General features: G+C 63.1%; 10 protein-coding genes. 4 read left to right on the top strand and 6 right to left on the bottom strand.

Annotated features, from left to right (window positions below; genetic code table 11):
* Window positions 1–90: 90 nt before the first annotated feature.
* The gene (locus tag ACN9MZ_RS02395) at window positions 91–663 is read right to left on the bottom strand and encodes a hypothetical protein (protein ID WP_426340731.1); all 573 of its coding nucleotides are present in this window, start codon (window positions 661–663) and stop codon (window positions 91–93) included.
* 285 nt (window positions 664–948) lie between these two features.
* On the opposite strand from ACN9MZ_RS02395, the gene ACN9MZ_RS02390 reads away from it, so the two are divergent.
* From ACN9MZ_RS02390 to ybaL, 3 genes are all read left to right on the top strand, one after another.
* Window positions 949–2,379, top strand: a complete 1,431-nt coding sequence (locus ACN9MZ_RS02390) for a S41 family peptidase (protein WP_426340730.1) — start codon at window positions 949–951, stop codon at window positions 2,377–2,379.
* Between the two features lie 112 nt (window positions 2,380–2,491).
* Window positions 2,492–3,613: a beta-ketoacyl-ACP synthase III gene (locus tag ACN9MZ_RS02385; protein ID WP_426340729.1), complete on the top strand. Its 1,122-nt coding sequence runs from the start codon at window positions 2,492–2,494 to the stop codon at window positions 3,611–3,613.
* A gap of 102 nt (window positions 3,614–3,715) precedes the next feature.
* Entirely contained in the window at window positions 3,716–5,437 is a 1,722-nt protein-coding gene (gene ybaL / locus ACN9MZ_RS02380; protein WP_426340728.1) for a YbaL family putative K(+) efflux transporter, read from the top strand.
* Window positions 5,438–5,442: 5 nt separating this feature from the next.
* On the opposite strand, the gene ACN9MZ_RS02375 is transcribed toward ybaL, so the two are convergent.
* The gene (locus ACN9MZ_RS02375; RefSeq protein ID WP_426340727.1) at window positions 5,443–7,482 is read right to left on the bottom strand and encodes an FAD-dependent oxidoreductase; all 2,040 of its coding nucleotides are present in this window, start codon (window positions 7,480–7,482) and stop codon (window positions 5,443–5,445) included.
* An 87-nt stretch (window positions 7,483–7,569) separates the two neighbouring features.
* On the opposite strand from ACN9MZ_RS02375, the gene ACN9MZ_RS02370 reads away from it, so the two are divergent.
* Window positions 7,570–8,199 carry an SRPBCC family protein gene (locus tag ACN9MZ_RS02370; RefSeq protein WP_426340726.1) on the top strand — a complete coding sequence of 210 codons (630 nt, stop codon included), beginning with the start codon at window positions 7,570–7,572 and terminating at the stop codon, window positions 8,197–8,199.
* Between the two features lie 8 nt (window positions 8,200–8,207).
* Here the strand turns inward: ACN9MZ_RS02370 and ACN9MZ_RS02365 are convergent, their stop codons facing one another.
* Genes ACN9MZ_RS02365 through ACN9MZ_RS02350 form a run of 4 tightly spaced genes read right to left on the bottom strand, consistent with a single transcriptional unit; the run spans window position 8,208 to window position 11,410 of the window.
* Window positions 8,208–8,660 carry a hypothetical protein gene (locus ACN9MZ_RS02365; RefSeq protein WP_426167207.1) on the bottom strand — a complete coding sequence of 151 codons (453 nt, stop codon included), beginning with the start codon at window positions 8,658–8,660 and terminating at the stop codon, window positions 8,208–8,210.
* Between the two features lie 8 nt (window positions 8,661–8,668).
* Window positions 8,669–9,121 carry a DUF2721 domain-containing protein gene (locus ACN9MZ_RS02360; protein ID WP_426340725.1) on the bottom strand — a complete coding sequence of 151 codons (453 nt, stop codon included), beginning with the start codon at window positions 9,119–9,121 and terminating at the stop codon, window positions 8,669–8,671.
* Window positions 9,121–10,080, bottom strand: coding sequence for a prolyl aminopeptidase (gene pip / locus ACN9MZ_RS02355; RefSeq protein WP_426340724.1), 960 nt, complete (start codon window positions 10,078–10,080; stop codon window positions 9,121–9,123). Before pip ends, ACN9MZ_RS02360 begins: the two co-directional genes overlap by 1 nt.
* A gap of 37 nt (window positions 10,081–10,117) precedes the next feature.
* Entirely contained in the window at window positions 10,118–11,410 is a 1,293-nt protein-coding gene (locus tag ACN9MZ_RS02350; protein WP_426340723.1) for an amino acid deaminase, read from the bottom strand.
* Window positions 11,411–11,418: the final 8 nt, after the last annotated feature.

The following is an 11,418-nucleotide window of genomic DNA, read 5'->3' as shown; positions in this document are numbered from 1 at the left end:
GCGGCAGACCGGTTGGCGCCGCGCAGGCATTGTAATCCCCACCCCGGCGGCTGGCACAGGGCCGCCGCCATTGTTACTTTACGATACTTGCTACATGCCGCGGCCGGAACCGCCGCCAATGCTGACGCCGGCGCCGCCACCCGGACCGCCCATGCCACCGCGTCCGCCGTGGCCGCCGCGATGGCCGCCCTCCTCGCCCGATGGCCGTTCCCCACGGCTTCCGCCAGGGCCTTCCTCCATGCGGATCAGTTGGTCTACGAGAAACTTTGCCGCCGCCTGGCGCTGGCTATCGTCCAGCGCGTCGTTGATGCCCAGCCACCATTGGCGCAGTTGGCGGTCCTCGGCCGCGGTCGCAGCCTGCTCAGCTTCAAGGCCGGCCTGCAGGTCGCGCAATTCGACATTCTGGGCCTGCAAACCCAGCTTGGTCGCTTCCTGCAGGCGTTCCCGGCGCGCTTTACGCTCACGCAGCAATGCCTTGCTCTGGCTTTCCACCTTGGCCCACAGGGTCTGCTGGTTCGCGTTCAGGTTCAGGGACTTGCGAAATTCGGAGGCCATGGGCACCAGGTCTTCGGCGCGCATGTCCATGACCGGCACGGCGAAGGCCGGGGCGACGGCCATGGCCAATATCAGCCAGGCGGCACGGGCAGTGCGTATCAGTTTCATATGTTGCTCCGGAAAAAAAGATGCCCGCGGGGGTGCCGCAGGCATAAACCACTTTAGGGTAGAGAGAAATAGCGCACCCAGTGTAGGCCTGGCAGCGCAGTCGTTCTGGCTTTCTTACAAATACTTACTCTGGTAAACACCTTGGCAAACACCTACAAAGTTATGAATTTATCGTGGCTTTTAAAAGGACTTATTCCATGCTGGCAGCTACGATTGCTGAAAATCAGGTTTATACTGAATTCCAATGGCGGACGAGTTAACCGCTGTATTCGGAACAGGTGACACATGGGCAAGAAACTCAAGAACGCTGGGCTGATCGGCCTTGGCGTGGTCGCGGGGGTAGCGGTATCCCTGCAGTTATCAGCGATGGCACAAAAGCAGGCTGACCCTGTCTTGCCGCTGGAAGAACTCAAGCAGCTTGCCGATGTGTACGGCCTGATCAAATCCGATTACGTCGAAGCGGTAGAAGACAAGAAACTGCTGACCGAAGCCATCTCCGGCATGGTCGCTTCGCTCGATCCGCACTCCGCCTACCTCGACAAGAAAGCCTATGCTGAACTGCGTGAAGGTTCGCAGGGCAAGTTCGTCGGCCTCGGCATTGAAATCGCCCAGGGCGACGAAGGCTATATCAAGATCGTGGCTCCGATTGAGGATTCGCCGGCCTACCGCGCCGGCATCAAGTCGGGCGACATGATCACCCGCCTGGATACCACCTCGCTGAAAGGCTTGAGCCTGGACGAGTCGGTCAAGAAGATGCGCGGCGAACCGGGCAGCAAGGTGATGCTGACCATCATGCGCAAGGATGAACCGCAGCCGCTGGAATTCACCCTGAACCGCGAAGAAATCCACCAGAAGAGCGTGAAGGCCAAGATGGTCTCGCCGGGCTATGCCTGGGTGCGCATTTCCCAGTTCCAGGAACCCACCGTGGACGACCTGGCGGCCAAGATCAGCGAACTGTACCGCCAGGACCCGCACCTGAAAGGCTTGGTGCTGGACTTGCGCAACGACCCGGGCGGCGTGCTGCAAGGCGCGATCGGCGTCGCGGCAGCTTTCCTGCCGAAGGACACCCCGATCGTCTCGACCAATGGCCAGCTGCCTGATTCCAAACAGATTTTCTACGGCCGCGCCGAATACTACTCGCTGCGCGGCGATGGCGATCCGCTGGCCAAGTTGCCGGAAGCGGTCAAGCACATCCCGCTGGCCGTGCTGGTGAATACCGGCTCCGCCTCGGCCTCCGAAATCGTGGCCGGCGCCCTGCAGGATTACAAGCGCGCCACCATCATCGGTTCGCAGACCTTCGGCAAAGGCTCGGTGCAAACCATTCGCCAGCTGACCGCCGATACCGCCGTCAAGCTGACCACCGCCCGTTACTACACGCCGCATGGCCGCTCGATCCAGGCCAAGGGCATCTCGCCTGACCTGGCAGTGGACGAGAACGAAGACGGCGACGGCCTGAACAGCCTGCGCATGCGCGAAGCCGACCTGGCCAAGCACCTGAGCAATGACCGCGAGCAGGAAGCCGGCAAGGCTCCGCGCGACGAGCTGGAAGAACAGATGCGCATCCTGGCTGCCGAGAAAAAGCGCAAGCCGCTGGAGTACGGCAGCGGCGACGATTTCCAGCTCAAGCAGGCGCTGAACCACCTGCAAGGTGTTCCGGTGCAGTTGGCCAAAGCCGAGTCCAAGCTGGTCAAGCTGGACCCGCCCCCCAAGAAATAACGGTGGCGAAGATCAAGGCGGCGTCCCCAGGGACGCCGTTTTTCGTTGCAGATGCGGTAAAATCGGCCATCTTACCGGTCGCCTGACCCATTCTAAGAAAGAAATATTGATCATGAAACAAGCCGTCATCAGCGGAACCGGCCTCTTCACCCCAGCGAACTCGATCAGCAATGAAGAACTGGTCACCGCTTTCAACGCCTACGCCGAACTGTTCAATGCGGACAACGCCGCTGCCATCGCGGCCGGCACCGTGACTGCCTTGGAGCCATCCAGCGCAGCCTTTATTGAAAAGGCGTCCGGCATCAAGTCGCGCTACGTGATGGAAAAGACCGGCATCCTCGACCCGAAACGCATGACCCCGCGCATTCCCGAGCGCAGCAACGACGAACTGTCGCTGCAGGCCGAGATCTGCGTGGCAGCTGCACGCCAGGCGCTGGACCGCGCCGGCCGCAGCCCGGCTGACATTGACATGGTGCTGGTGGCTTGCTCCAACATGCAGCGCGCCTACCCTGCCATGGCGGTGGAAGTGCAGCAGGCGCTGGGCATTGACGGCTTCGGCTTCGACATGAATGTGGCTTGCTCCTCGGCCACCTTCGGCATCCAGACTGCGGTTGGCGCGGTGCAGACCGGCCAGGCGCGCGCAGTACTGATCCTGAATCCGGAAATCACTTCGGGCCACCTCGACTACCGCGACCGCGACAGCCACTTCATCTTCGGCGACGCCTGCACTGCGATCATCGTGGAAGCCAAGGAAGGCGCCGTATCCAAACACCAGTGGGAGATCCTGGACACCAAGCTGAAGACCAGCTTCTCCAACAACATCCGCAACAACTTCGGCTTCGTGAACCGCTTCGACGAAAGCGGCATCGGCGCGCCGGACAAGCTGTTCAAGCAGCAAGGCCGCAAGGTATTCAAGGACGTGTGCCCGATGGCCGCGCAGATGATCAAGGAATCGATCGACCGCGCCGGCTTGAAGGTTGAGCAGATGAGCCGCTTCTGGCTGCACCAGGCCAACCTGAGCATGAACCAGCTGATCTCCCGCACCATCCTCGGCCGCGACGCCGAGCCGCTGGAAGCGCCGGTGATCCTGGATACCTACGCCAACACCTCGTCGGCCGGATCCATCATCGCCTTCCACAAGCACCAGGACGACCTGCCGTCCGGCTCCTACGGCGTGATCTGCAGCTTCGGCGCCGGCTACTCGATCGGCTCCGTCGTCGTCCGTAAAGCCTAAGATAAAAGTCGGGGTCAGGTCTGGCAATCGGACAAAATGTCCGATTGCCAGACCTGACCCCGACTTTCATGCGGTTATACTCCTTGCGAAAGGGGGCCCTGCATGCCGCATGACATCAGCCTGATTACTACTATCGCCGCGGCCCTTGGCTTCGGTCTCGTCTTCGGCTTTATCGCCATCCGCCTCAAACTTCCCGCCCTCGTCGGCTATCTTGCAGCCGGCATGCTGATTGGTCCTGCTACCCCTGGTTTTGTCGCTGACAGCGCGCTCGCTGGCCAGCTGGCCGAAATCGGCGTGATGCTGATGATGTTTGGCGTCGGCCTGCATTTTTCGCTCGATGATTTGTGGGAAGTGCGCAAGGTGGCCCTGCCCGGTGCGATCCTGCAGGTCGCCGCGGCGACCGGCATGGGCATGGCACTGGCGCATTTCTGGGGCTGGAGCTTGGGCGGCGGCCTGGTGTTCGGCCTGGCGCTGTCGGTGGCCAGCACGGTGGTGCTGCTGCGGGCGCTGGAGGAGCGCGGCACGCTGGATTCCTTTAATGGCCGCATTGCCGTCGGCTGGCTGGTGGTCGAGGACCTGGTAACCGTACTTGTGCTCGTGCTGCTGCCGGCCCTTGCTGGCGCACTTGGCGGCAATGCTGGCGATGCTGCCGGCGCCCACGGCCACGCTGCAGCCGAAGGCGGCGTGCTCAAGGCGCTGGCTGTCACTCTGGGACAGGTGGCGCTGTTCGTCAGCTTCATGCTGCTGGTGGGGCACAAGCTGTTCCCTTGGATCCTGTGGCAAGTGGCGCGCGCCAATTCGCGCGAGCTGTTCACGCTGTGCGTGATCGCTGCGGCGGTGGGCATCGCTTATGCGGCTACCGTACTGTTCGGCATTTCCTTTGCGCTGGGCGCTTTCTTCGCCGGCATGGTGTTGCGCGAATCCGAGCTGAGCCACCGCGCTGCTCAGGAATCGCTGCCCCTGCGCGATGCTTTCGCGGTGCTGTTCTTCGTTTCGGTCGGCATGCTGTTCGAGCCGATGATCCTGGTCGAACAGCCGCTGCGAGTGGCGGCCGTGGTGGCCATCATCCTGTTGGGCAAATCGATGGCGGCGTTCGCGCTGGTGGTGCTGCTGCGCTACCCGGCCAGCACAGCGCTGATGGTGTCGGCCAGCCTGGCGCAGATTGGCGAGTTTTCCTTCATCCTGGCGGCGTTGGGTATCTCATTGGGCCTGCTGCCGCATGAGGGCCAGAGCCTGATCCTGGCGGGCGCCATCCTGTCGATTGCGCTCAACCCGCTGATGTTCATGCTTGGCGCGCCGCTGGAGCGCTTGCTGGGCAAGAATAAAACGCTGGCGGCACAATACGCGCGCAGCGCCGATCCGCTGGCGGAATTGCCAATGTCGACCGCACCGGCCAAGCTGGAGGGCCAAGTGGTGCTCGTGGGCTATGGCCGCGTGGGGCGGAGCATCGCGGAATCACTGGCGGCCCAAGGCATCCACTACGTGGTGGCGGAACAGAATCGTGAACTGGTCGATCAACTGCGCCAGCAGGGCATCGCCGCCGTTGCGGGCAATGCCGGTGAACCGGCGGTACTGATCCAGGCCCATATCCATAAGGCGCGCATGCTGGTGGTGGCGACGCCGGATACCTTCCACGTGCGCGCCATGATCGAAACGGCGCGCGCGCTGAACCCGGATATCAGGATCGCCGTGCGCACCCACAGCGAAGAAGAGGCGGCCCTGCTGCGCAGCGAACGCGCCGGCGTCATCTTCATTGGCGAGCAGGAACTGGCCAGGTCAATGGCGGCCCACGTCGCCGAGGAAATCGGCCGGACGCACGCCTGACTCCCTTACAGGCGCGCTGCCAGCTCCGCGCCTTCCTTGATGGCGCGCTTGGCGTCGAGTTCTGCTGCCAGGGCGGCGCCGCCGATCTTGTGGAAGCGCGGGGCGCCTGCCGCAGCTGCCTCGCCTTCCGGCGGCATCAGTTCAGTCAGGCTTTCCTGGCCGGCGCAGATCACCACGTTATCCACTGCCAGCAAGCGTTCTTCTTCGCCAACCTGGATGTGCAGGCCATGGTCGTCGATCCGCTTGTACTGCACGCCAGGAATCATCACCACGCCATTGCGTGCCAGCACGGCTCGATGCACCCAGCCCGACGTCTTGCCAAGGCCGGCGCCCAGCTTGCTAGCCTTGCGCTGCAGCAGGTAGAGCTGGCGCACCGGCTCCGCTGCCTTTGCTGGCACCAGGCCGCCTCCCGTCTTGGCGTGCAGGTCGACGCCCCATTCGGCAGTCCAATGCTCCTTTGCCAGGGGCAGCGCATGCTCAGGGTTGTGCAGCAGGTATTCGCCGACGTCGAAGCCGATGCCGCCCGCGCCAATAATGGCCACGCGCTTGCCCACCGGCTTTTTGTCGCGCAGCACGTCGAGGTAGGACAGCACTTTCGGATGGTCGATGCCGTCGATCTTCGGCTTGCGGACACGGATGCCGGTGGCGACGATCACGTCGTCATAGCCCCCGGCCAGCAGTTCTTCGCGCGTGACGCGGTGATTGAGCTGCAGCTTGACGCCGGTCAGCTCGATCTTGCGGCCGAAGTAGCGCAGGGTTTCGTTGAATTCTTCCTTGCCCGGGATCTGCCGGGCGATATTGAACTGGCCGCCAATGCGGTCGCTTGAGTCGAACAAGGTGACGTCGTGGCCGCATTCCGCCGCAACCGTCGCAGCCGACAAGCCGGCAGGACCGGCGCCGACCACCGCTACCTTGCGGCGTGCCGCGGCGGGCTTGTACACCAGCTCCGTCTCATGGCAGGCGCGCGGGTTGACCAGGCAGCTGGCGCGCTTGTTCTGGAAAGTATGGTCAAGGCAGGCCTGGTTGCATCCAATGCAAGTATTGATTTCGTCGGCGCGGCCGGCGGCGGCCTTGTTGACGAACTCAGCATCAGCCAGGAAGGGGCGCGCCATCGACACCATGTCTGCATCGCCGCGGCGGATGATGTCCTCGGCCTCCGCTGGCATGTTGATACGGTTCGAGGCGACCACGGGAATGGTCACCTCTTTGCGCAGGCGGCCCGCCACTTCGGCGAAGGCGGCGCGCGGCACCGAGGTGACGATGGTCGGCACGCGCGCCTCATGCCAGCCGATGCCGGTGTTCAGGATCGTGGCGCCCGCCTGCTGCAGGGCCTTGGCAACGGCCACCACTTCTTCCCAGGTATTGCCGCCGTCCACCAGGTCCAGCAGCGAATGCCGGTACATGATGATGAAGTCGCGGCCAACTGCATCGCGCATGCGGCGCACGATCTCCACCGGCAGGCGCATGCGGTTCTCGATGCTGCCGCCCCAGCGGTCGGTGCGCAGGTTGGTGCGGGCGCAGAGGAACTGGTTCAGCAGGTAACCTTCGCTGCCCATCACTTCGACGCCGTCATAGCCGGCCTTCTGCGCCAGCTTCGCAGCACGCACGTAGGCCTTGATGGTCGATTCGATGCCGCTTTCGGTCAGCGCCTTCGGCTTGAAGGGCGAGATCGGCGATTTCTTGTCGGAGGCGGACACGGCAAACGGCTGGTAGCCATAGCGTCCTGCGTGCAGGATCTGCATCAGGATCTTGCCGCCCTCTTCGTGCACGGCACGGGTCAACTTGCGGTGGTTGAACACGTCGCCGATGAAGTTCATGGTGCCGCCAAAGGGCAGCAGCCAGCCCTGGAGGTTCGGCGAGATGCCGCCGGTCACGATCATCCCTACCCCGCCCCTGGCGCGCTCGCGGTAGAAGGCGGCCAGCTTGTCATAATTGAAGAAGCGATCCTCCAGCCCCGTGTGCATGGAACCCATGATGACGCGATTGCGCAAGGTGGTGAAACCCAGGTCGAGGGGCGAGAGGAGGTGCGGGAAATTCGTGGTCATGGCGGTAAGGCGGGGGTTCAGTGCGCTGTCTAACGATGGAAGCGCGCGGCGCTTGTATTCTGCCACCAGTTACCTTACGCTGGTAGCATGAAGCGACTGTTATTAGTACTGTTCCTCGGTTTTACCGGGCCCGCCTTCGGCGCGGGCCAGGCGGCCCGGTTGGAAATTCCCAAGCTGGAAGTGTCCGTCAACCGGGTGAAGGCAGACGCGCAACAGCTCTATGAGGTGAACGCCAGCGGCACCGTCCATGCATCCCTGCCAACAGTCTGGCGCACCCTCACCTCTTACGACCGCATGGAAGAATTCGTGCCCGACATGGCATCGTGCCGGGTGCTTTCCCGAAATGGCAACGAAGTCATCATTGAGCAATTTGGAACAGCCCGCTTCCTGTTCATGTCGCGTTCCATCCATCTTGTCGTGCGAGCAACGGAGCAGCCGATGTCGTCGATCGATATCGCCCTGGTCTCGGGAGACATGAAACATTACGAGGCGCGCTGGGAATTGATTCCCATTCCGGAAACCGGCGGCACCCGCGTGATCTACAGCGGGCGCCTGATGCCGAACTTCTACGTGCCGGGCCTGCTGGGCACCAACATCATCCGCGGCGATATCGAGCGCATGATGAATGCGGTGCTGGCCCACCTTGAGCGTCAGCCGGGGCTGCCCAAACAGTCCGAGCTGGCGCGCGGCCTGGGCGGCGTGCCCAGCGTTCCTTAAACTGCGGCTCAGGCCGTGTAGTGGTCGCGGTCGCGCACTTCCGCAAAATTCTCAAGGCTGCCAATGCGGATCACCACCGGGTTCATGGTGGACGCGGTCTGCATCGAGCGCCAGGCAAATTGCCACTCTTTCTCGACCGCATCCTCGCGCGTCTTGGTGAAGGCTGCACCCAGCGCGGCGCGGCCGCCGTATTCGATGGCGCCATCGATGCCGGCCCAATTCGGCAATGTGCGCTGCACGGCGCGGTGGATGCGCTCACCGAATTCCTCGGTGTTGTGGATCACCAGGCAGCTGTCGGCGCCGAAATGGTCGAACAGGTCGCGGTTCCAGGCTTGCGAAAAGCTCAGGGTCAGGAAGCTGCCCACAGGGCGCAGCACGAACTGGCCATCTTTCAGGGCTTGTTCGAGTTCGCTGCGCGGGCCGTAGCGGTGCAGCGTAGGTGGGCGTTTGTAATCGTGCATATTGTTACTTAGTTCTGGTTTCTTTCAATGTGCCGCACGTGGCGGTGGGCACGCATAAACGTCGAGGCGATAAAGATTTCGCGCAGCAGATAGCCGAAATTGCCGATCAGGCAGATCATTGCTGCGATGAACAGGCCGGCAATGTATTTGTCCAATGCGACATTGGTGGCGTCGCCAACGAACAGCAGGGCCACCACCAGGCAGACGAACAAGCCGCAGGCGGTGCACAGCGCAATCGCAACATTGATCAGGTGGGAGCGGCGGTACAGGATATCCAGCTCGTTGATATACGTATCGTTATAGGCCACGTCGAGGCGCTCTTCCAGCACGCGCGAGCGGTCGATGATGCGCGCCAGGCGATTCAGCAGCACCAGGAGATTGGTACAGACTGTGGACAGCATGAACACCGGGGCAATCGCAAGCTGGATGATGTGGGCGATGTCGCCAAGCTGCAGATTCATTATGCGAAGCGTCCTTGCTGACGGAATTGTTCGGTAGCGTTGACCAGGGCGCGGCTGATGCCCTGCTCCATGGCGCCGTGGCCGGCGTCCGGAATCATCTTCATCGCGGCATTGGCGCCCCAGGCTTGCTGCAGGCGCCAGGCCGATACCGGCGGGCAGATCACGTCATAGCGGCCCTGGACGATCACGGCCGGCAGGTGGGCGATACGTGGCACATTGGCCAATAACTGGCCGTCGGTGAAGAAGCCCAGGTTGGCCATGTAGTGCGATTCCATGCGGCCAACGCCCAGGTCGAGGGTGTCCGATGGCGGCTCCTCCGGCTGCGGCAGCAGGAAGACGCGACGACCTTCGAACTTGCTCCAGGCGCGCACGGCCGGCCAATGCACGTCCGGGTTCGGGTCCATGATGCGCTTGACGTAGGCTTGCAGCAGGTTGCCGCGCTCACCGGCCGGGATGGAGGCGACGAATTCATCGTACACCTCCGGATGGAACCATTCCGAGCCTTGCAGGAACCAGTCGATTTCCTTCTGCGTACAGAGGAAGATGCCGCGCAGGACGAAGCCGAGGCAACGCTCCGGGTGGGCCTGGCCGTAAGCCAGCGCCAGCGTCGAGCCCCAGGAGCCGCCGAATACCAGCCATTTATCGATGCCGAACAGGGAGCGCAGGCGCTCGATGTCCTCAATCAGGAGCTGGGTGGTGTTGTTGCGCACCTCGCCCAATGGGGTCGATTTGCCGGCGCCGCGCTGGTCGAACAGGATGACCCGGTAGTGGTCCGGGTTGAAGAAGCGGCGGTGCTGCGGCGACATGCCTGCGCCCGGGCCGCCGTGGAAGAAGACGACCGGAATGCCGTTCGGGTTGCCCACCTCTTCCCAATAAATTGTATGGATGTCATCGACAGCCAGCATGCCGCTATTACGGGGCTGGATTGGCGGGAACAGGTGTGGCAAGGCGTCGGGCATGTCTATCCTCTGTGCGTGAAGCCAAGATTGTAACCGCTCAGAAGAAGGTATTGATGGCCTGCAGGACGTTGTACGTGTCATCCACAAGCAGCATCAGCGGCCATTTGTCGAAGGTGGTGCAGGGGTGGGAGATGCCGCAGCCCACCAGGTCGCCCACCTGCATGTCGGCCTGCGCGCCTTCCGGCCAGCGCAGGTAGGCGTGCTGGTCGTTCATCTTGTCGATCACCGCGCCCTCCGGCAGCGCCAGCGCGCCCCCCCCCGGCCGATGCGCGGCGATTGGCCGCGGCAGGCCCAGGTCGTGCGAGGCATCGCGCTTGCCCATGGACAGGATGGCCAGGTTCGGCTCGGGGAGCGACAGTACCGTGGTCCAGACTTCCAGCGCCGGCCGCAGGCCCTCCCCTGCCGCCTTGCCCTCGCGGCTGGCCAGTTCACTGGTCAAACCACCGTAGTAGCCATGGTCATTGGTCAGGTAGCATCCGCTGCGCAGGATCGGCAGGACTTTCTTGCCCTGCACCGCCAGCCCGGCAAACTCGCGCGCCACGCGGTCAAAATAGGCCGAGCCACCGGCGGAAATGATCACCTGCTCGCCACCGAACAAGCCTTCCGCTGCCGCTGCCTTCAGCATTTCCGCCATGCGCTGCAGGAAGCCGTTGACGACCTCCACATCCGCCGCGCGGTTTTCGGTGACCACCAGGCCTTCGTAGCCTTCGATGCCAGCCAACTGCAGTCCTGGCGCGGCGGCGATGGCACGCGCCACGGCCATCACTTCCTGCGGATCGCGGCAACCAGCGCGCTTGCCCCTCATGCCCAGTTCAACCAGCAACGGCAAGGGCCGCGCGAGCCCAAAGTCCTGCACGGCACGCGATAGGCGCTCGACGCCTTGCTGCGAATCGACCAGCGCGAAGAACTCGAAGAAATGGTCCTCCTGCATCAGGTGCAGTACCGCGCGGATATCGGCCGGCGCCACCAGTTCATTTGCAAGGATCACACGCCGCACCCCAAAACGCGCCGCGATCTGCACCTGCGGGATAGTGGCCAGCGTGACGCCCCAGGCGCCGTTCTCGATTTGCGCCGCGAACAGCTGCGGGCTCATGGTGGTCTTGCCGTGCGGCGCCAGCAGCACACCGTGACGCTCGCAGAAGCCGCGCATCCAGGCCAGGTTGTACTGCAGGGCCGAAGCCTTCAGCACCGCCACCGGCAGGCTTGTATCCGCCGCCAGCACGTTCCAGTGCTGGGCGCCGATCATGTGCTGGCGCAGCGGCTCCACGATAGGCAGGCCCTTCACGCCAGGCTGCAGGATTTGTTCATCGAGTTCGGGCAGCGCGTACATAAGTCATC

It is taken from the genome of Pseudoduganella sp. S-14, from assembly GCF_049913285.1.
Taxonomy (GTDB): Bacteria; Pseudomonadota; Gammaproteobacteria; order Burkholderiales; family Burkholderiaceae_D; genus Rugamonas.
This window is presented reverse-complemented; position numbering and strand designations above follow the sequence as displayed.

Excerpts from the sequence above, each read along its gene's own strand:
- ACN9MZ_RS02360 (WP_426340725.1), bottom strand. The coding sequence starts at position 9,121 with ATGAATCTGCAGCTTGGCGACATCGCCCACATCATCCAGCTTGCGATT.
- ACN9MZ_RS02390 (WP_426340730.1), top strand. The coding sequence starts at position 949 with ATGGGCAAGAAACTCAAGAACGCTGGGCTGATCGGCCTTGGCGTGGTC.
- pip (WP_426340724.1), bottom strand. The coding sequence starts at position 10,080 with ATGCCCGACGCCTTGCCACACCTGTTCCCGCCAATCCAGCCCCGTAAT.
- ACN9MZ_RS02395 (WP_426340731.1), bottom strand. The coding sequence starts at position 663 with ATGAAACTGATACGCACTGCCCGTGCCGCCTGGCTGATATTGGCCATG.
- ybaL (WP_426340728.1), top strand. The coding sequence starts at position 3,716 with ATGCCGCATGACATCAGCCTGATTACTACTATCGCCGCGGCCCTTGGC.
- ACN9MZ_RS02375 (WP_426340727.1), bottom strand. The coding sequence starts at position 7,482 with ATGACCACGAATTTCCCGCACCTCCTCTCGCCCCTCGACCTGGGTTTC.
- ACN9MZ_RS02370 (WP_426340726.1), top strand. The coding sequence starts at position 7,570 with ATGAAGCGACTGTTATTAGTACTGTTCCTCGGTTTTACCGGGCCCGCC.
- ACN9MZ_RS02385 (WP_426340729.1), top strand. The coding sequence starts at position 2,492 with ATGAAACAAGCCGTCATCAGCGGAACCGGCCTCTTCACCCCAGCGAAC.
- ACN9MZ_RS02350 (WP_426340723.1), bottom strand. The coding sequence starts at position 11,410 with ATGTACGCGCTGCCCGAACTCGATGAACAAATCCTGCAGCCTGGCGTG.
- ACN9MZ_RS02365 (WP_426167207.1), bottom strand. The coding sequence starts at position 8,660 with ATGCACGATTACAAACGCCCACCTACGCTGCACCGCTACGGCCCGCGC.